Raw genomic sequence first — 18,680 nt, forward strand, 5'->3', positions numbered from 1 at the left:
GCCCTACTCCGCCGCCGCGTCGAGCGCTTCGGCGAGGTCGCCGTGCCGGCCGTAATAGCGGGCCCTGTCCCAGAAGCCCGGACGCGCGATGCCGGTGGATTTGTGCCGCCCGAGGATCTTCCCGTCCTCGTCCTCGCCGTTCATGTCGTAGACGAAGAGGTCCTGGGTGATGATCGTATCGCCCTCGGTGCCGAGCACTTCGGTGATGTGGGTGATCCGCCGGGAGCCGTCGCGGAGGCGGGCGGCCTGGATCACCACGTCGACGGAGCCGACGATCATCTCGCGGATGGTTCTGGAGGGCAGGCCGAGGCCGCCCATGGTGATCATGGATTCAAGGCGCGACAGCGCCTCGCGCGGGGAGTTGGCGTGCAGCGTGCCCATCGAGCCGTCATGGCCCGTGTTCATCGCCTGCAAGAGGTCGAAGGCCTCGGGCCCCCGCACCTCGCCCACGATGATCCGTTCGGGACGCATCCGCAGGCAGTTCTTGACGAGGTCGCGCATGGTGATCTCGCCCTGCCCTTCGAGGTTGGGCGGGCGGGTCTCGAGGCGGACCACGTGCGGCTGCTGGAGCTGGAGTTCGGCGGCGTCCTCGCAGGTGATGACGCGCTCGTCCTCCTCGATGAAGGAGGTCATGCAGTTCAGGAGCGTCGTCTTGCCCGAGCCCGTGCCGCCGGAGATCAGCGTGTTGATCCGGCAGGAGCCGACAATGCCGAGGACCTTCGCGCCCTCGGGGCTGATCGACCCGAACTCGACGAGGTTGTTGATCGTCAGCTTGTCCTTCTTGAACTTCCGGATCGTCAGGGCGGCGCCGTCGATCGACAGAGGCGGCGCGATGACGTTGACGCGGGAGCCGTCGGGAAGGCGCGCGTCGCAGATGGGGCTGGCTTCGTCGACGCGCCGGCCGACCTGGCTGACGATCCGCTGGCAGATGTTCATCAGCTGCGCATTGTCGCGGAAGCGCACATTGGTCAGCTGGATCTTGCCGTCGACCTCGATGAAGGTCCGGTTCGCGCCGTTGACCATGATGTCGGCGATGTCGTCGCGGGCCAGCAGCGGCTCGAGCGGACCGTAGCCGAGGACGTCGTTGCAGATGTCCTGGAGCAGGGCTTCCTGCTCCGAGATCGACATCTGGAGGCCCTTGATCGAGATGATCTCGTTGACGATGTCGCGGATCTCCTCGGCCGCCGACTCCATGTCGAGCTGGGCGAGCTGGCTGAGGTCGATCGTGTCGATCAGCGCATTGAAGATCGTCGTCTTCGTCTGGAAATAGGCGTCCGAATGGTTCGGCTCGACCGCGACCGGCTTGGGCGGCGCCTTGGGCTTGGGCGGCGCGACCTTGGGGGGCGCAGCCTTGGGCGGCGCCTCGGCCTTGGGCGCGGGACGCGGCGCCGCGGGCTTCGCGGGACGGGGCTTGGGCGGGACGGGGCCCTCTGCGCGTTTTCCGAACATGGGACCGCCTTAGCCGCGTTTGGCGAAGAGAGACTTAAGGCTCAGGCCCGGCTTCGCCGCTGCCATGTCCTGGCCGAGAAGGTGCCGGGCGAGGAGCGACAGGCCCGCGGCCAGCTTCGATTTCGGCGCCACCTCGAACACCGTCTGGGCATTGGTCGACGCCGTGCCGAAGGTGACGGGGTCGAAGGGCAGCGTGACGAGCGGGGCCACGCCCAGCGCATCCTCGAACTGCTCCGGCGCGATCTCGGGCCGTCCCTTCACGCCGGTCTGGTTCAGGACCAGGATGGGCGCGGAGTCGTTGCCGCGCTCGGCGGCGACGGTCTCGAAGATGTTCTTGGCGTTGCGGAAGGCCGCGAGGTCAGGGGTCGCCGTGATCACGATCTCCTCGGCCGACTGGATCTGCTGGCGCGACCAGGCCGTCCAGATATGCGGCATGTCGATCGCGACCGACGGCGCGGAGCTGCGCACCATGTCGACCACGGACTCGAAACTTTCCGCAGGCAGATCGTAATCGCGATCAAGGAGGTTCGGCGCGGCGAAGAGGCTGAGCCGGTCCGTGCATTTCTGCAGCAGCCGGTCGAGCAGCACGTCGTCCAGGCGCTCGGGCGCGCCGAGCGCTTCGGAGAGGCCCTGGCTCGGGTCCTGCTCGAAATCCAGGCTGCCGGTGCCGAAGGCCAGGTCCATGTCCATCATCACCGTATCGGAGAGGCACTGCTCCGCCATCGCCCAGGCGACGTTGTGGCAGATGGTGGACGACCCGGTGCCGCCGCGCGCGCCCATGAAGACGTAGCTCTTGCCCACGGGCGGGGCGGAGGGGTCCGCATAGAGGGACGAGACGGCGGAGATGATCTGCAGCGGCGAACGCGGCGCGACGAGGTAGTCGCTGATGCCGCGCTCCATCAGGGCGCGGTAGAGCTGGATGTCGTTGATGGCGCCGATGACCACGACGCGGGTGGACGGATCGCAGACTTCCGCCAGCGCCTCCAGGCCCTGAAGCAGCTCTTGCGGGGATTGCCCGGCCTCGAGGAGGATGAGGTTCGGCGTCGGCTCGTATGCGAAGACCTGCGCGGCGCGGAAGGCGTCGCCGTTCTGGATCGTGACATGGGCCTTGGCGAGGCGGCGGTCCGCCGCGGCCCGTTCGATCAGGGCCGACAGCGCCGCATCGCGGCAGAAGGCATGGATGTTGATCCGGGGGACGGGCGAGAGCGAGAGGGTCGCCAGCGTCGCCGCGTCGAGATCCTCCTCCCCGGCCTCCCGTGCCGGCTCGGCCGCCGGCGGCGCTTCCGCGGGCGCGGGGGCGGGCGCGGCTTCGGCCTCTTCCGGGTCCTCGGCGACGAGCGGCGGCGGCGCGGGCACCGCTTCGGGCGCTTCGCCGACCGCCGGGCCCGGCGCTGCCTCCGACACCGGCTCTTCTGTGGGTTCCGCTTCCAGCAGGTCCTCGTCTTCTTCGAGGAGGCGCTGGAGCTCGGCTTCATCCAGATCGTCGAGATCGAAGTCCAGATCGAGATCCAGATCCAGATCCTGGTCCTGAGCGGGTTCAGGCGCTGTCGCTATGCTCATGATTCTCTCCTTCGCCGCCCCCGGCAATGTCGGGTTCAGCTTGCCCTATTCGTCCTGGGCCTTGGTCTCGGCCTCGTAGATCACGACAGGCGTGCGATAGGCGCGCCGGCCCTCGATGGCGGAGCTGAGCGCGTCATCGCCCATGCCGTCGGGGGCGTGCCCCTGATGAAGATCGCGCGGATCGGCGATCATCGCGGCCAGATTGGCTTGGGTCGCGCAGCCGAAATTGGTGGAGGAGCGGCCGGCCAGCCGGGCGGGCAGATTGCCGCCATAGGCGCCGCATTCGGGCCCGCTCGCGACATAGCGCGAAAAGGACAGGATCACTTCGTCCCCGCCTCCCCGGCGCACCGTGGCGCCCCGCATCTCCTCGAAGGAGACGCCGAAGGCGTCGAGCGCGGCGCGAACATCGGCCGCGGTCTGCTGGCCGTCCCTGTCCCCTGCCCCGCCCGAGGGGGCGGTCACCGTCATCGGGCCATAGCCCTTGGCGCGGTAGGCATCGACGAATCTGTCGATCTGGGCGAGCGCGGTCCGGGACAGGCCGTTGGCCTGCGGGTCTACGGGGACGACGAGCGTCATCACCTGCTGATCGACCGTGATCGGATGGCGCTGCTCGACCGAATAGGCCTCTTCGGGTGTGTTCATCAGGCTGGCGCAGGCCGACAGGGTCGTTCCGGCCAGCGCGAGGAGAAGCAGTCTGCGCATGTCTATCGTCCCTATCCGGATCTAATCGAGGATGAAGCCGAGCGGGCCCTGGAGGCTCGCCTCGCCGACGCCGCTGTCATGCATCCCGAAAGAGCTTTCGAGCTGGCCCAGCAGGACCGATTGCAGGAGGGTCGGCGGCGCGAAGCCCTGGCCGGGGTCGGTCAGCTCGGCGAGAGTGGTCGGCTCGACGAGATAGGGCGTCGCGATGATGACGAGCTCGGTCTCGTCGTTCTGGAATTTCTGGCTGCGGAAGAGCTGGCCCAGAACGGGCGTCTCCTTCAGGCCCGGCACCCCGTCCACCGTCTCCTGGATGTTCTCCTGCAGGAGGCCGGCGATGGCGAAGCTGGCGCCCGAGGGCAGGTCGACCGTCGTCGTCGCCGAGCGGGTGACGAAGCCGGGAACGAAGCTCGTGCCGAGCGCGACGGTCTCGCCGGTCGGAGTCTGCGTGAAACCGCCGCCCACCACCGAGCCGAGGGCGTCGTTCACGTCCGACACCTTGGTCGCGAGGACGATGTTGATCGAGCCCTTCGAGCGCACGGTCGGCTGGAAGTTCAGCTCGACGCCGAAGGGGCGGAATTCGATGGTCGTCGTCCCGAGGCCGCCGGCCACGGGGAACGCCACTTCGCCGCCCGCGAAGAACTGCGCTTCCTCGCCCGACAGGGCGATGAGGCTCGGCTCTGCGAGAGTCTTGACGAGATTGTTCTGCTCGAAGACGTCGAGGGCGTAGTCCAGGGCCTCGAGATCGCCGAGATTGCGCGAGGAGCCGCCTGCGCTCAGGCCGCCGGAGGTCGGGCCGGCCGTGTCGACGGCGAAGTCGATCAGCGCGTCGTCAAGCGCCACGACCCCGTCGAGGTCGACGCCGAGCTGCCGGGTCAGCTGCCGCTGCATTTCCAGCACGCGGACCTTCAGCATGACCTGTCCGGGCTCGCGCACGCTGATCATGTTCATCACCGAAGCGGAGTCCGCATCGCCGCCAGTGAAGCGCGCGGCGATCTCGACCGCCCGCTGCGCCTCGCCCGGCGTGTCGGCGGTGCCGTGCAACACGATGTTCTCGCCCAGCGTCTCGACGGTGATCCGGCTCGCCGGCAGGAGCTTCTCGATCAGGTCCTCGATCACGTCCGCATCCTGCTCGACGCGGATCTCGAGGTTGAGGATCTGCTGGTTGCGGCTGTCGAAGAAGAAGGCATTGGCCTGGCCGGGCGCCTTGCCCATGACATAGACCCGCCTCGGCGTCCTGATGACCGTGTCCACCACGACAGGGTTGGACACGAGAACGTCCGACGCCCCGCGCGGCAGCTCGACGATCGCGGCCTTGCCGAGCGGCAGGATCAGTTCCCGCGAGGTGGCCGCCTCGCCGCCCGTGTCGACGACCGCTTCCTGCGCGGCGGCGGGCACCATGCTCATCGCGCCGAGCAGGCCCATCGTCGCCACGGCGACGGCGCTGCCCCAGCCAAGCGTAAGTCGCGCCGCTGTGCGGGTGCTGATATTCATGGCGTGCCCTCTCGCCCCGTTGTTCGGTTTCGTTTCGCTCACGCTCAGCCCCGGCCGTAGCGGATCACAACGACCTCATCAGCCGGCATGTCCGCCGCCTGCGTTTCGCCTTCGAAGATGCTGCGCAGGGCGAGGGTCAGCGTCTGCGTCTCCCGCGCCAGGATGAACGGCTCGACCTGGGCCGGCGTAAGCTCGAAGGTGACGCTCCGCCCCGGCAGGGAGGCGAGCTCGTCCTCTTTGGCGAGCGTCTGGTCGATCGCCAGTACACGGACATCCGACAGAAGGACGCTGGTCTGCGACTGGCCGTCGATCTGGCGCGTCGTCATGATGTCGACCCGGTCGCCCGGAAGGACGAAGCCGGACGATGTCGCATCGTCCGAAAGGTTGGCGCTGACCGCGCGCATGCCCGGCGACAGGAGCGCCGCCATCATTCCGCTGTCGCCCTGCTCGACCAGCTTCTCGCGCATGATCGGCTCGCCCTCGTGAAGGACGGTCAGCGTGCGCATTCCCGGAAGCGCCTCGTAGAAGGCTTCGTCCTCTTCCGTGACGAAATGGGCGGGAACCTTGCCGGCGGGCCACTTGATCCATGCGGTTGCCGAGGGATCGATGCGGGAGCCCCGCTCGAAGCGCTGCTCGGCGACGAGGACCCTGACGGTCTCGATCTCCTGCGCCTTCGGGACGATCTGCGCGACGGAAGCGACATCCTTGTCACCACCGCCCGCGGCCATGATGAAGGCACCCGCGCCGGCGGCCAGCGCCACACCCAGCAGCAGTAGACGACCTTTGTTCATGTCCGAGACCTGCTTCGTGAAACTACTTGCACTCGAAGCTATGACACGGAACTTTCAAAACAGTATTAAAGGCGTCGCTACTGTTGGAGGGTTAATCCTTGAGGCGAGAATGTGGCGCCTGCGCAGCCGGCAATGATCAGGATACGAATACGCTCTGGGGCAGGCTGACGAGCGCACCCGTTGCGATTGCCACCGCATAGGGCACGGCCTTGCGCCGCTCGTGGAGGTCGACCAGCCAGGGATAGCGGTTCGCGGCCACCGGCAGGGGCACGGTGCGCAGCCTCAGGAGCAGCAGGGACAGCGCCGCCCCGGCAAGCGTTGTATACAGAATGAATGGCAGGACCGCGTCGGGCCCCAGCCAGAGGCCGGAGGCGGCGATCAGCTTGGCATCGCCGGCCCCGAGGAGCTTCGCGGCGAAAAGGCCGAATCCGGCGACGAGCAATGCGGCGGCGATCAGGAGGCAGCTTCCCGCGGCCTCCACCGGCAGGACAGCCAGCGCGGCGGCGATCGGCCATGCGACGACGAGCGCGACCGTGTATCTGTTGGGAATCCTGAAGCTCGTCAGGTCCGACAGCGCGCTCGCCAGCCAGACCGTAATGGGAACCGCCAGATACACCAGGTCCATCGCCTGCCCCTTGCTAGCCGCCTGCCCTTCTAGGCGGGAAGTCTTAACCGAGCATGCAACAAAAAAAGGAGGGCCGAGCCCTCCTTTTCCGCTGCGTCAGAGCAGCTGAGGCAAGTCTGCCTTACGGCGTGGTGACGGTGCCGATCGACTCGTCGGTCAGCGCGGTGTTCACGTTGCCGAAGCCCGTCTTGAGGTTGTCGCCGATGGCGCCGATGGCACCGATGATCGCAACAGCGATCAGGGCCGCGATCAGGCCGTATTCGATGGCCGTGGCGCCGTCTTCGTCCTGGACGAAGCGTTGAATGAGGTTCGTCATAGTGGTTCTCCTGTCCGACGTTCCGATCTGGTCTTGCACTCCCCAGATGAGCCCACGCTAGGAGACCGCCGTAAACAAAGAGTCTCCGAAAACCGGTTTCTACAGTAAACGGACATTAACCGGTTAAGGCGCGGGTAATCCTGCTTTATCCGTATGCCGCTCTGTTGAGGGCCTCGGCATCGAGGACGTCGAGGCCCGGATAGGCGCGGCGCACCACGCTCTGCGCGATGAGGTCGGCGACCGCGCCCGCAGCCTCGACCTCCGTCACGCCCGCGGCTTCGGCGAGAACGGCGTGCCGCGGCATTTCGGGAATGGCGGCCCCGTTCCGGTCCCGCCTGACGAGGGTGAGAAGATGCCGGTAGACCCGCATTCGCGGATCGGGAGAGGTGGCGCGGCGGCCGGTCCGGGCCAGGACCCGCATCAGGGCCCACGCCATCTCCGGCGCCTCGCGGCACAGCCTGCGCATCTCCGCGGCATCGAAGGACAGCAGCGTGATCGCGGAGACGGCATGCAGCGCGGCGGCGGCCATGGCGTCATCCTCGAGGACGAAGGCGGTCAGGCCGATCATGTCGCCGCCGTGGAGGTCCTCCACCGCGACATCGCCGCATTCGCCGTTCGCGCGCGTCAGCCGCGCATCCCCGTCCAGAAGGACATAGAGCACCGAGCCGTCATGCTGCCCCATCGTGAAGACAGTCTCGCCGGCCAGATGGCGCTGCACGTCGCAGATCCCTGCCAGCTCGGAGACGAGCGCCGGCGGCAGGTCGCCGACCGGCTGCCAAGCCCTCAGAGCTTCGGCAACATTCTCTTCGGCGCAATGGCGGCCATCCATCTCTTCACCCGCACGGTCAGTCCAAAGAAAGACCATGCCCTGCAAAGGTTGCGCCCCAGTAAAGGCGCCGCTTCATGCTTCGTGAAGGTTTGCCTGCTTGTCTGCGGGCGAGAACTCGTTCGCTCCGCCCAATGGGGGTTGATGACATGATGAGACGCATTCCCGGCCTCGCCGCCGCCGTGATCGGCCTCTTCGCCAGCGCCGCCCAGGCCGGCGAGGTGTGGATCACCATGGATGAGAGCCATGCCTATGCGCTGAAGAAGCCCGTCGGCAGCATCGTCGTGGCCAATCCGGCCATCGCCGACGTGCAGGTCCTGTCCGCGACCGAGCTTCTGATGTTCGGCAACATGCCCGGCTTCACCAATGTCACCTTCTTCGACCGCGAAGGACGGCGGCTCGACGAAGTGCGCGTCCGGGTCGGCGTCTCCACGCGCGGCCAGCTGACCCTGCAAAGCGGCGGGACGCGCTACACCTTTTCCTGCGCGAATCGCTGCGAGCAGACGCCGACCTATGGCGATGGCGACCTCAAGGACATGACCGCCCTCATCGAGCAGGCCGAGACCAAGGCCGCGGCTGCCAGCCGCCCCCGCGGCGCGGGCGTGGAAACCGTTTCCGTCCGCGAAGACGCCGCTTCGGGCGAGCCGCAAAGCTGAGCGGCCCGGCCCCTCAGGCCGCCGCGCCGGGATCGTCCTCGGAGGCTTCCTCGAAAGTGTAGATGCGCGGCCTCTCGGGCGGCTGCAGGCGCGAGCGGCACCATTCGTCGATCGACCATGCCAGATCCTGCGTCGCCCGCCTGCCCGAGGGCAGGACGATATGCGCGATCAGCCGGTCGAGCGCATTCGGCCTTTGGGACAGTCTGACGGTGCAGGCGGAGACGTCGTCATGCGCCGCGATGATCTCGCCGATCTTCTTGGGAAAGACGTTGATCCCGCCGATCTGGACCGCGCCGTCACGGCGTTTTCCGAGGACGAAGGTCCTGTCCGACTGCCATTCGAAATCGTCCATCGGGACCATGGGCAGCTCAGAGCCATTGGGACGCTCGCGCACCACGGCGCTGCCGTCGCGCCGCCAGTGGTCGAAGAGGACGAAGGGATCGGGCGGCGAGTCGCGCCAGGCCATGACGCCGGTCTCGGTCGACCCGTAGAGCTCCCGCAGCGCGCCGAGCCCCCGCCCGCGCAGGCGGTTGGCGAGATCCGCATTCAGCGCTTCGCCGTAGGACAGGCCCACCACATTGTTCGGCACCGAAGGCAGCGTGTCGGCGAGATAGCGCCACAGGGTCGGCGTCGCGATGACGGCGTCGCCGAAGCGCAGCTCTTCGGCTAGCTCGTCCGGGGTCAGGCGGCGGGCGTCCAGAACCTCGACCCGCAACAGGTCCGGCGCGAGGATCCCGCTGACGAGGCCGAGAAGGCTGCTCGGCGCGATCAGGGAAAGCGCCCGCCTCCGCCCCTGGATCAGGCTCGCCACCGCGGCAGCGTCCTGCCAGATGTCGTCGGCCGCGTGCCGCGTATCGGCAGCGCCGCCATGCGTGGCCGGGTGGAAGCGGAAGGAGACGAGCTCCCTGCGGACGAGCGCCGTGAGCTGCCGCGCCCAGTCGCCGAAACGGTCCTCGGGACCGACTGTCAGCGACTCCTCCGGCAGGCCGAAGAAGATCGCCGCCCGTGCCGCCGAGGCGCGCGCCTGATCAGGACCGACCTCGGCCCCACCCGCGCCGATCGGCGTGTCGGCGCCCCAGGAGGACTGGGTCAGCGTCTCGACATAGCGCCCATAGCGCCGCGCCAGCTCGTCGGCCGTGAGGGCCGCGACGATCCGCACGACCTGTTCTTCCGTGATCTGGAAACTCTTCACCGCGCCAGCGCCTCCTCTTCGAGGGCACGGTAGAGGGCGCCGAGCGGATTGTCGCCCGCAGCGGCCTGCGCATCGAGCACTGCCGGCTGCACGCCGGTCAGGCTGTTCGACCGGAAAAGCCGCCTATGGGCGATCTCCGAAGGCTGCAAAGGCCGCTCCTCGATCCGGATGCCGCGTGACGGCGCAGCGCTGAGCAGGACCTGGCGGACGATGCCGGGCAGCACGCCCTCGCCGAGCGGCGGGGTCGCGAAGCCCTCGGGCGTCTCGACCCAGAGATTGCCGATCGAGGTGCAGACGGGCCGCCCCTCGGTATTGAGGAGCAGGGCGTCGTCGCAGCCAAGCTGCGCCGCTTCCGCCCGCGCCAGCAGGCTGTCCGCATAGCTCAGCGTCTTCATCCGGCTCGCCGGGCTGTGCGCGTTGCGCCGCACGGTGCGGGCGAGGTGCAGGCGGACAGCGGCCTGCGGCGGCTCGGCCATCGCCCCCGCCGAAATGAGAAGCGTCGGTTCCTGGTCCTGTCGCGGCACGGGGGCCACGCCGCGCGGCGCAGGACCCCGCATCAGGGTGATGCGGACCGCCGCGAGGCCCTCCCCCGGCATCGCGTTCAGTATGGCGGCGACCCCTTCGCTTGCGGCGCCGGGGTCGAAGGGCAGGTCGAGGAGCCCGGCCGCTGCGGCCATGCGCCCCAGATGCTCGCGAAGGAAAAGCGGGCGCCCGCCGACCGCCTTGAGGGTCTCGAACAGCCCATCGCCCAGCAGGGCGCCGCGGTCATCGGCCCGCAGGACGGGCGCATCGTCCGGCCTCAGCTCTCCGTCGATCCAGATCATGCCGCCGCGCGCCGGGTCATGGCGGCGAAATTGGTCATGATGGCGTGCCCTCCTTCGGTCAAAAGGCTTTCGGGATGGAATTGCAGGCCGATATGGGGCCGCTCGCGATGCCGGACGGCCATGGGCAGGCCGTCGCTCTCGGCGATGACCTCCAGCGCCGGCCCCGGCTCTCCGAGAAGCGCGTGATAGCGTGCGGCGCTGAATGGGTTCGGCACGCCCGCGAAGACCGGATCGCCACGGTGGCGGACCGGCGTCGCCCGGCCATGCATCGGCTCGGGAGAGAGGACTGTCCGCCCGCCATAGGCCTCGCAGATCGCCTGGTGGCCGAGGCAGACGCCGAGAAGCGGAATGCCACCCGCAGCACCGATCAGCGGCAGCGCGATGCCCGCCCTTCCGGGGCGATAGGGCCCGGGCGACAGAAGAATGCCGGAGGGGCGCAAGGACAGCGCCTCCTCCACGCTCAGCGCGTCGCAGCGGACGACCATCGTCTCCTCGCCCGCTTCCCGCAGATAGCGCGCGAGCGTCTGAACGAAGCTGTCATGGCAGTCGAGGACCAGGATCATGCGGTCATCAAGGCGAAGGGATAGGCCTTGTCCACCGTCTCCTGCCACTCGGCCTGCGGGTCCGAGAGAATGGTGACGCCGCCGCCGCTGCGCACGTCGAGGCGGCAGGCTTCCGCCCCCCGCGTGAGGACCGCGGTCCGGATCGGCACGGAAAAGACGGCGCTGCCGTCGCCATGCAGCGCGAAGATCGTGCCGCAATAGGGCCCGCGCCCCTCCCCTTCGAGGTCCGCGATGGTCCGCATCGCCGCGAGCTTCGGCGCCCCGGTGATCGAGCCGCAGGGAAAGCAGGCCCGGAGCGCGTCGACGGCGCCCGCATCCTCCCGCAAGGTGGCGGAGATGCGGCTGTAGAGGTGGTGAACCTTGGGCAGGGTGCGCAGCGCGCAGACCGCCTCCTCCCGCATGGTGCCGTCGCGGCAGACCCGGCTGAGGTCGTTGCGCAGGAGGTCCGCGATCATGACGTTCTCGGCGCGGTCCTTCTCGTCGGCGAGAAGCGCGGCGGCGAGCGCGCGGTCTTCGTTCTCCGTCCGCCCGCGCGGCCGCGTGCCCTTGATCGGCTCTGCGGCGACCCGGTCGCCTTCGACGCGCAGGAACAGCTCGGGCGAGGCGCTGAGAATCGCTCCTTCCGGCAGGGACAGGAAGGCGGCGTAATCGGCCGCGCCGCCCGCCGTCAGCCGCGCGAAGAGCGTTTCGGCCAGCCTGTCGCGCGCCGGAAAGCGGGCGCTCGAGCGGCGGGAGAGATTGGCCTGGAAGATATCGCCCCGCCGGATCCGCCGAACGATCTCGGCCACCTTCTCCTCATAGGCCGGCGCCGCTTCGCCGGGGAGGATAGCGGCCTCGGGGCGCATGCCGCCTTCGATCCGTTCGGGCGGCGCGGCGGCTTCGAGCCGGGAGAACAGGCCGAACCAGGCCGCGGGCAGGCCGTCGGGCGGCGCCGGCAGATCGAGCCCCGGCTCGACCTCCTTCGCCGCTTCATAGGCGAGATAGCCCGCCACCACCTGCCCCGGCCGAAGGGCTGCGGCGAGGCGTCGCAGGCGGTCGAAGACCCCGCCCGCAGGCGTGCCGAGCGCGGCATGGGAAACCGTTTCGCTCGCGATAAGGCCATCGGGGCGGCTCCACAGGCCGGTGCCTGCGAAGCCGGGGCCAAGCAGAAGCTGCTGCTGATACTCTGCGGCCACGCGCGAAGACTTATCCTTAACGAAGAGCAGCGATTGAACGGCGAGGCGCAGTCGCTACATTCTCAGAAGAATCGCTCGGGAGGGTCCGAGCAAAGGGAGCATCGCATGTCAGAGACCGAACGTCTTTACAACAAGAACCGCGCCGGCACCGGCGCGGTGGCCTTCGACGAGGGCCTGCGCCGCTACATGATCGGCGTGTACAACTACATGGCGCTCGGTGTCGCCGCGACGGCGCTGATCGCCTTCGCCTTCCTGATGAGCCCCGCCGCCATGCAGACCGTGGCGGGCCTGTCCTTCATTCCCTTCATCGCGCTGATCGCGCTCGGCTGGTTCGCGCCGCGCCTGATCATGAACGGCTCGAAGGCGACCGCGCATGGCGCCTATTGGGCCTACGTCGCGCTCTGGGGCGTGCTGATCGGGCCTTTCGTCGCCGGTTATATCGGCATGGGCATGGCGGGCCTCGTCGCGCAGGCCTTCTTCATCTCGGCCTCGATCTTCGCGGCGATGAGCCTTTACGGCTACACCACCAAGAAGGACCTGTCGGGCTGGGGCAAGTTCCTGTTCATGGCGTCGATCGGCTTCCTGGTCGCGATCGTCGTGAACTTCTTCATCGCCTCGACCATGTTCAGCCTGCTCATCTCCTTCGGCGTGGTGCTGCTGATGTCGGCCATCACCGCCTTCGAGACGCAGATGGTCCGCAACCTCTATGTCGAGGGCGCGGGCGAGATGAACGAGCGGTCCTCGATCTTCGGCGCCTTCGCGCTCTATGGATCGTTCATCACGCTGTTCATCCACATCCTGAACATCCTCGGCATCATGCGCGAGTAGCGGCGAGCAAAGCCGCAAAAAGAGAAACCCCCGCCGCGGCGGGGGTTTTTTCTTGGCGTTGCGCTCCGGGCTCAGACGGCGTGTTCGTCATCGCCCTGGGTGCGGCTCGGATCGTAGCCGCCCGAAGGGTAGCCCGCCCTTTCGAGCCCGTCGGCGAGGAATTGCGGCGAGAGCGGCATTTCGAGGAACTCGGCCATGCCGGGCTGGCCATTGTCCCGCGCCATCGCGCGGCCCTCTTCGAGAGTGCCGACCTCTTCCATGCCCAGAAGGGCGAGCGCGCCGACATCGTAGCGCTCATCGGCATTGAGGCTGGAATACATGCCCTGAAGGTCCGCGACATCCGTCGCGCCCTTGTTCATTTCGAGATCGTCGTGAAGGTCGTCGGTATCGTTCGAGCCGTCATTCTGGCCGCTCGGCGCTTCCTTGGCGTGATAGGCGCGCAGGAAGGCGATGAGCGAGCGGACTGTCGATTCCTTGACGGTCATGGATTGGCGTTCGGCCATGAAGGGCTCCTTCGTCGGTGTCGATATCCCAACACGCGGCGGCGCCGCCCCGTTTCCTCGTCAGGTGACGAGCTTCAACTTCTGCCGATCGAAATGCCGAAGCACGGCGGCGAGCTCGTGCCCGCGCTTGAGGACCTGCCCGCCCGCGCCGACCACGGCCCACATGCCCTGCCGCCCGCGCAGGCGCGGCTGCTTCTCGATGCGGTAGAGCGGCGCCTCGGCGGCTCGCCGGAAGACCGAGAAGACCGCGCGGTCCGACAGGCCGTCAATGGCGTAGTCCCGCCAGTCGCCCGAGGCGACGAAGACGCCGTAGAGCTGGAGGAGGCGGTCGAGCTCCGTCCGGTCGAAATAGACGGGCTCTTTTCGGGGTCTCGGCTGGCTCATCGGGAGCAAGGTAGTCAGCCCGTCCCGGGCTGTCGAGTTCGGGCCGATGACGCGGGGGTGATCGGCTGACCCAAAATCGCCCCAATTCCTCCTCTTGCGCGCCTTCGCGCGAAGCCATCTTCAGGATGTGCCCGGCGGCGGGATGACCCAGGTTTCGGATCAACTCGCCCCCCAGCCCCCGGATCCCGGCCTGCCGCCGGCACACCCCCTTCTAGCTTCACCGTTTCCGGGTTGATCGGCGCCGCCGAGGCGGGCAGGTCCCCGCGATGCCTTCCGTCGCGCTCATCCTGACGCCGCTCTTCGCCTCGATCGGCCTCGGCGCGCTTTCGGGCTTCCTCCGGATCTTCGGCAGCGCGGAAGCGCGGATCCTGTCGCGCTTCGTCTTCCTGATCGCCATGCCCGTGGCGGTGCTGGACTTCATGCAGGCGACCGAGCCGCCGGGCCCCGCCTATGCCGGCCTCATGGCGGGCTATCTTCTCGCCATGCTCGTCTCCGCGGGCCTCGCATTCCTCCTGTCGAGGCGGCTCCTGGGCCTGACGACGCGGGAAGCGGGCGCTGCGGTGTTCGCCACCATCTGCGGCAATGCGGTCTTTCTGGGCCTGCCCATCGCCTTTTCCGTGCCGGGCTGGGCGCCGCCCTTTCTCATCCTGATGATTCTCGAGGGAATCTTCGTCTTCGCGATCGGCACGGCCCTGATGACCTGGCCCCTGCCGGGCGAGGCGCCGCCCCGCGGCGGCGTGCTCGGCACGGCGCTCGGCGCGGCATGGCGGGCCGTGCGCAACCCGATCGTGGTGGCGACCCTCATCGGGCTGGGGCTCGCCGTTCTTCACGCCGAGCTGCCGGAGGCGGCCAGCGGCTTCCTCGACCTCTTCGGCGGCATAGCCGGACCCGCGGGGCTCTTCGTCCTCGGCCTCTATGTCGCGATCCTGCCGCGCCAGCAGAAGACGCTCAGCCCGCTTCCCCTGGGCGTGCTGCTTCCGGTCAAGCTGGTCCTGTTCCCGGCCCTGACCGGCCTCTTCGTCTGGCTGTTCACCGGCGACGAGACCTTCACCGCCGTCGCGCTCCTCTTCACGGGCCTGCCGCCCGCGGTCGCCTCGGTGGTGCAGTCGGCCCATTACCGCCAATACGAGAACGGCACGGCGGCGCTGGTGACGGGCGGGACGGTGGTGGGCCTCGCCACCGTGACGCTGCTGCTCAGCGTCCTGCTCGGCGGCTGAGGCGCGCTTACGCCGCCTCCTCGTCGTCGTCCTCTTCGTGGACGGCCTCTTCGGCATTGGCGCCGTAGACGCGCCGCAGGCCCGCATGGGCCGCTCCCTCTTCGGGGGAGGTATGCCGCCGCTTCTCGATCGTCCTGTCGATGAAGAAGGCCGCGACGATGGCGCTGAGAATGGTCAGGCCGATCGAGATATAAGTGAGAAGCTCGAAGCTCTCGACGATCGCCATCCGGTAGTTCCGGCCGACCAGCCCCGTCAGGTCGTCGCCCCCGCCATAGCCCACCGCCCGCGCGCCCGGACCGGCTTCCTGCCGGAACGCGAAGCTCGCCGCCGCGCCGTAGCCCGCGATGGCGAAGAGGGTCGCCGCCCGCGCGCAGGCATTGTTGATGCCCGAGGCCGCGCCATGGCTCTTGTCCGGCGTGACGTTGAACAGCGCCGTGTTCATCGCCGGCACGACGAGCGCGATGCCCACGCCGAAGATCATCATCGAGCAGAACGCTCCGACCAGCGTGCCCGAATAGGGCATGAGGCCCATCGAGAAGAAGGCGGCCACCCCCACCAGCGAGCCCGCGGTCAGCATGGCCCGCGCGCCGAAGCGCCGCGTCAGCTTCCCCGCGAAGGCGGTCAGGACCAGCATGGGCACGGCGAAGCCCAGAAAGGCGAGGCCGATGCTGTCCACGCCATGGCCGAAGGCGTCGGTCAGATAGATCGGATAGAAGATGAAGATGCCGCCGAGACTGCCATAGAGCAGCACGGTGATGACATTGATGGCATTGAAGGTGCGGATGCCGAAGAGCTGCGGCGGCGCCATGGGCGAGGTCGCCCGCTGTTCGATCTTCACGAGCGCGCCGAGGCCGATCAGGCCGACGAGGAGCGGCGGCCCCCAGACATGCATGCTGTCGAAGCCCGGCCGCTCTGACAGGGTGATGAGGCCGTAGGCCACTCCGCCGAAGCCCAGCACCGCCGCGAGCGCGCCCTTCCAGTCCACCCGCTCGGGCCGGCGCGGCGGCTTGCGGGAGGGCACGAGGAACAGGGCGATGAAGAAGGCCGCAGCGCCGAAGGGCAGCGACATCAGGAAAATGGCCTGCCAGCCGATATTCTCGGCGAGCCATCCGCCGATCGGCGGGCCGAGCGCGGTGAACAGCGCCGAGGCCGCCGACCAGATCCCGATCGCCGTCGCCCGCGCCCGCGCCTCGAAGAAATCGGCGATCAGCGTCAGCGACATCGGCGTCAGGAGCGCGGCGCCTATGCCCTGCGCCGCCCGCGCGACGATCAGAAGCGTCGCGCTCGGCGCGACGGCGCAGCCGAGCGAGGCAAGGACGAAGATGAGGATGCCCGCCATGAAGGTGGCGCGGCGCCCGTAGAAATCGCCCACCGCGCCGCCGATCAGCATCAGGCTGGCGAGGAAGAGCATGTAGATGCTCGCCACCCACAGCATGGCCGCCAGGCTGGCGTTCAGGCCGGCCTGTATCGGGTCGATGGCGAGATTGACGGCGGTGCCGTTGATAAAGGCCATGGACGAGCCGGTGATCGACGCGCACAGCACGGCGATCCGCTGCCCGCGCGTGGCCGGAACAGCCTTGGCCTTGGAATTTGTGGCGGGCGCCTGTGTCACAACCCTCGTCCGGACTGCCGAATGCCGGCCCGCTTAGACGAGTTTGCCGGGCTGCGGCACCCCGTCTCCGCCCAAGCATTGCTGCACTGCGGAAAAACGGTAGGCTATGCGAAAGAGAACGGCTCGAGGAGCAGGACATGGCGGAAATGAAGACGGTCGGGGTGATTGGTGCAGGGCAGATGGGCGGCGGCATCGCCCATGTCCTCTCGCTCGCGGGCTATGACGTGCCGCTCCACGACGTCAGCATGGAAGCGGTGGCGGCCGGCCGCGAGGCGATCGAGCAGAACATGGCCCGCCAGGTGAACAAGGGAACCACCACCCAGGAGGACATGACCGCTGCGCTCGGCCGGATCACGCCCTGCGAGAGCCTCTCCGGCCTCGCCTCATGCGACATGGTGATCGAGGCCGCCACCGAGAACATCGACATCAAGAAGACGATCTTCCGCGACCTCTCGGCCGTCCTCCAGAAGGACGGCATCATCGCGACCAACACCTCCTCGATCTCGATCACCGCTCTGGCCGCCGCGACCGACCGGCCAGAGCGCTTCATCGGCCTTCATTTCATGAACCCCGTGCCGGTCATGAAGCTCGTCGAGATCATCCGCGGCATCGCCACCAGCCAGGACACGTTCGACACGGCGCGGGACCTCGCCCTTCACCTGGGCAAGACGGCGACCGTGTCGGAGGATTTTCCCGGCTTCATCGTCAACCGCATCCTGATGCCGATGATCAACGAAGCGATCTACACGCTCTATGAGGGGGTGGGCACGGTCGATGCGATCGATACCGGCATGAAGCTCGGCGCCAACCATCCGATGGGTCCGCTCCAGCTCGCCGACTTCATCGGGCTCGATACCTGCCTGTCGATCATGCAGGTCCTCTATGAAGGCCTCGCGGATTCGAAATACCGCCCCTGCCCGCTGCTCGTGAAATATGTCGAGGCGGGCTGGCTCGGCCGGAAGGCCGGGCGCGGGTTCTACGACTATTCGGGCGAGGAGCCGGTGCCCACCCGCTGAGGCGCCGTCAGCAGAAGCGGGCGCGGATGCGGGCCTCGAGCTCGTCGCGCACGGCGCGGTAGGCCTCGAGCACCGCTTCGCGGCTGCCGCGCACATTGGTGGGGTTCTCGGTGTCCCAGAACTCCACGCGCACATCGTGGCGGCGCGCCTCGGCGGCCGCCTCCGGCGTCAGCGCGATGACGAGGTCGTAGCTCCCGGTCTCCACCTTGCTGAAATCCTGCGGATCCCGGCTCGGCACGGGAATGTCCGCCTCTCGCAGGACCTCGGCCGCGAAGGGGTCGAGAATGCCTTCATAGACGCCGCAGCTGTCCACGCGGACCCGGTCGCGCAGAAGCTTGCGCGCGATCGCTTCGGCCATCGGGCTGCGCACCGAATTCATGTTGCAGGCGAATAGGATCGCGCGGATCCGGTCCGCCTCCCCCCGCTCCTCCGTCATACGTCCCCCCTGTTCGAGGCGCGCATGGAGAACGAGCAGATGAGGGTGAAGAGGCGCCGCGCCGTGTCGAAGTCGACCGTGATCTTGCCCTCCAGCCGCTCCATCAGCGTCCGCGTCCCCTCGTCGTGGACGGCCCGCCGCGCCATGTCGATGGTCTCGAGTTTCTCCGGCATCGCCCCGCGGACCGCGTCGTAATAGGTCTCGCAGAGCATGAAGTAGTCCTTGATCGTCTTCTTCAGCGGGCTGAGCGAGAGGTGATGGGCGGCGACCGGCTCTCCGTCCTCGGTCTTCACGTCGAAGACGAGGCGTCCGTCGCGCTCGGCGAGGAGAAGGCCGTAGGGACCTTCATAGTCCGCCTCGCAAGGCCGGAAGCTGTTCTCCGCGAGGAGATCGTGCATCGCCACCTTGCGCTCATGGTCGATGTCGCTGGTGGTGGCGGAGAGGGATTCGGCATCGACATCGATGCTGACGAGGCGATGATCAGGCATGGTGCCGCCCTAGCCGCCCCGCGGCA

At 68.1% G+C, this 18,680-nt stretch carries 21 protein-coding genes; 4 read left to right on the forward strand and 17 right to left on the reverse strand.

What is annotated here, in order from left to right; genetic code table 11:
• Positions 1-3: 3 nt before the first annotated feature.
• The 8 genes from IE88_RS0110780 to IE88_RS0110815 all read right to left on the reverse strand — a co-directional run bounded on the left by IE88_RS0110780 (position 4) and on the right by IE88_RS0110815 (position 7,799).
• A complete protein-coding gene (locus IE88_RS0110780; protein ID WP_031554278.1) occupies positions 4-1,449 on the reverse strand; it encodes a TadA family conjugal transfer-associated ATPase in 1,446 nt (481 codons plus the stop codon).
• A gap of 9 nt (positions 1,450-1,458) precedes the next feature.
• Positions 1,459-3,009, reverse strand: coding sequence for a hypothetical protein (locus tag IE88_RS0110785; protein ID WP_156032566.1), 1,551 nt, complete (start codon positions 3,007-3,009; stop codon positions 1,459-1,461).
• Between the two features lie 45 nt (positions 3,010-3,054).
• Positions 3,055-3,711 carry a CpaD family pilus assembly protein gene (locus IE88_RS0110790; RefSeq protein WP_031554285.1) on the reverse strand — a complete coding sequence of 219 codons (657 nt, stop codon included), beginning with the start codon at positions 3,709-3,711 and terminating at the stop codon, positions 3,055-3,057.
• 21 nt (positions 3,712-3,732) lie between these two features.
• Complete coding sequence (locus IE88_RS0110795; RefSeq protein WP_051881949.1) at positions 3,733-5,202, reverse strand: type II and III secretion system protein family protein; 1,470 nt, start codon at positions 5,200-5,202, stop codon at positions 3,733-3,735.
• A 44-nt stretch (positions 5,203-5,246) separates the two neighbouring features.
• Positions 5,247-5,993 carry a Flp pilus assembly protein CpaB gene (gene cpaB / locus IE88_RS16620; RefSeq protein ID WP_081871610.1) on the reverse strand — a complete coding sequence of 249 codons (747 nt, stop codon included), beginning with the start codon at positions 5,991-5,993 and terminating at the stop codon, positions 5,247-5,249.
• A 136-nt stretch (positions 5,994-6,129) separates the two neighbouring features.
• Positions 6,130-6,618, reverse strand: coding sequence for an A24 family peptidase (locus tag IE88_RS0110805; protein ID WP_036767063.1), 489 nt, complete (start codon positions 6,616-6,618; stop codon positions 6,130-6,132).
• A 121-nt stretch (positions 6,619-6,739) separates the two neighbouring features.
• Complete coding sequence (locus tag IE88_RS0110810) at positions 6,740-6,934, reverse strand: Flp family type IVb pilin (RefSeq protein WP_031554296.1); 195 nt, start codon at positions 6,932-6,934, stop codon at positions 6,740-6,742.
• Positions 6,935-7,079: 145 nt separating this feature from the next.
• Positions 7,080-7,799, reverse strand: a complete 720-nt coding sequence (locus IE88_RS0110815) for a Crp/Fnr family transcriptional regulator (RefSeq protein WP_081871611.1) — start codon at positions 7,797-7,799, stop codon at positions 7,080-7,082.
• Between the two features lie 110 nt (positions 7,800-7,909).
• On the opposite strand from IE88_RS0110815, the gene IE88_RS0110820 reads away from it, so the two are divergent.
• Positions 7,910-8,416, forward strand: coding sequence for a pilus assembly protein N-terminal domain-containing protein (locus tag IE88_RS0110820; RefSeq protein WP_031554302.1), 507 nt, complete (start codon positions 7,910-7,912; stop codon positions 8,414-8,416).
• A 13-nt stretch (positions 8,417-8,429) separates the two neighbouring features.
• Here IE88_RS0110820 and IE88_RS0110825 read toward each other — a convergent pair whose 3' ends face one another.
• Genes IE88_RS0110825 through IE88_RS0110840 form a run of 4 tightly spaced genes read right to left on the reverse strand, consistent with a single transcriptional unit; the run spans position 8,430 to position 12,170 of the window.
• Positions 8,430-9,608, reverse strand: a complete 1,179-nt coding sequence (locus tag IE88_RS0110825) for an acyl-CoA synthetase family protein (protein ID WP_031554306.1) — start codon at positions 9,606-9,608, stop codon at positions 8,430-8,432.
• Positions 9,605-10,432: an aminotransferase class IV gene (locus IE88_RS0110830; protein ID WP_031554309.1), complete on the reverse strand. Its 828-nt coding sequence runs from the start codon at positions 10,430-10,432 to the stop codon at positions 9,605-9,607. The genes IE88_RS0110825 and IE88_RS0110830 overlap by 4 nt, the downstream gene beginning before the upstream one ends.
• Positions 10,429-10,995: an anthranilate synthase component II gene (locus IE88_RS0110835; protein WP_031554310.1), complete on the reverse strand. Its 567-nt coding sequence runs from the start codon at positions 10,993-10,995 to the stop codon at positions 10,429-10,431. Before IE88_RS0110835 ends, IE88_RS0110830 begins: the two co-directional genes overlap by 4 nt.
• On the reverse strand, positions 10,992-12,170 hold the full coding sequence (locus tag IE88_RS0110840; RefSeq protein ID WP_051881952.1) for an anthranilate synthase component I family protein: 1,179 nt from the start codon (positions 12,168-12,170) through the stop codon (positions 10,992-10,994). Before IE88_RS0110840 ends, IE88_RS0110835 begins: the two co-directional genes overlap by 4 nt.
• Positions 12,171-12,275: 105 nt before the next feature.
• Between IE88_RS0110840 and IE88_RS0110845 the strand changes: the two genes are divergently transcribed.
• The gene (locus IE88_RS0110845) at positions 12,276-12,998 is read left to right on the forward strand and encodes a Bax inhibitor-1/YccA family protein (RefSeq protein WP_031554314.1); all 723 of its coding nucleotides are present in this window, start codon (positions 12,276-12,278) and stop codon (positions 12,996-12,998) included.
• 71 nt (positions 12,999-13,069) lie between these two features.
• Here the strand turns inward: IE88_RS0110845 and IE88_RS0110850 are convergent, their stop codons facing one another.
• Positions 13,070-13,501, reverse strand: coding sequence for a DUF3775 domain-containing protein (locus IE88_RS0110850; protein ID WP_031554317.1), 432 nt, complete (start codon positions 13,499-13,501; stop codon positions 13,070-13,072).
• A 60-nt stretch (positions 13,502-13,561) separates the two neighbouring features.
• Positions 13,562-13,885 (reverse strand): DUF2794 domain-containing protein, encoded by a 324-nt coding sequence (locus IE88_RS0110855; protein WP_031554320.1) that lies wholly within the window; start codon positions 13,883-13,885, stop codon positions 13,562-13,564.
• A 266-nt stretch (positions 13,886-14,151) separates the two neighbouring features.
• On the opposite strand from IE88_RS0110855, the gene IE88_RS0110860 reads away from it, so the two are divergent.
• On the forward strand, positions 14,152-15,102 hold the full coding sequence (locus IE88_RS0110860; protein ID WP_031554323.1) for an AEC family transporter: 951 nt from the start codon (positions 14,152-14,154) through the stop codon (positions 15,100-15,102).
• Positions 15,103-15,109: 7 nt separating this feature from the next.
• Here IE88_RS0110860 and IE88_RS0110865 read toward each other — a convergent pair whose 3' ends face one another.
• Positions 15,110-16,714, reverse strand: coding sequence for an MFS transporter (locus tag IE88_RS0110865; RefSeq protein ID WP_051881954.1), 1,605 nt, complete (start codon positions 16,712-16,714; stop codon positions 15,110-15,112).
• 137 nt (positions 16,715-16,851) lie between these two features.
• Here IE88_RS0110865 and IE88_RS0110870 point away from each other — a divergent pair, with 137 nt between their 5' ends.
• Complete coding sequence (locus IE88_RS0110870; RefSeq protein WP_031554328.1) at positions 16,852-17,730, forward strand: 3-hydroxybutyryl-CoA dehydrogenase; 879 nt, start codon at positions 16,852-16,854, stop codon at positions 17,728-17,730.
• A gap of 7 nt (positions 17,731-17,737) precedes the next feature.
• Here the strand turns inward: IE88_RS0110870 and IE88_RS0110875 are convergent, their stop codons facing one another.
• Together IE88_RS0110875 and IE88_RS0110880 are read right to left on the reverse strand one after the other, a co-directional pair.
• A complete protein-coding gene (locus tag IE88_RS0110875) occupies positions 17,738-18,166 on the reverse strand; it encodes an arsenate-mycothiol transferase ArsC (RefSeq protein WP_031554331.1) in 429 nt (142 codons plus the stop codon).
• Positions 18,163-18,654, reverse strand: a complete 492-nt coding sequence (locus tag IE88_RS0110880) for a UPF0262 family protein (RefSeq protein ID WP_036767065.1) — start codon at positions 18,652-18,654, stop codon at positions 18,163-18,165. Before IE88_RS0110880 ends, IE88_RS0110875 begins: the two co-directional genes overlap by 4 nt.
• Positions 18,655-18,680: the final 26 nt, after the last annotated feature.

It is taken from the genome of Parvularcula oceani (assembly GCF_000733125.1).
Taxonomy (GTDB): domain Bacteria; phylum Pseudomonadota; class Alphaproteobacteria; order Caulobacterales; family Parvularculaceae; genus Parvularcula; species Parvularcula oceani.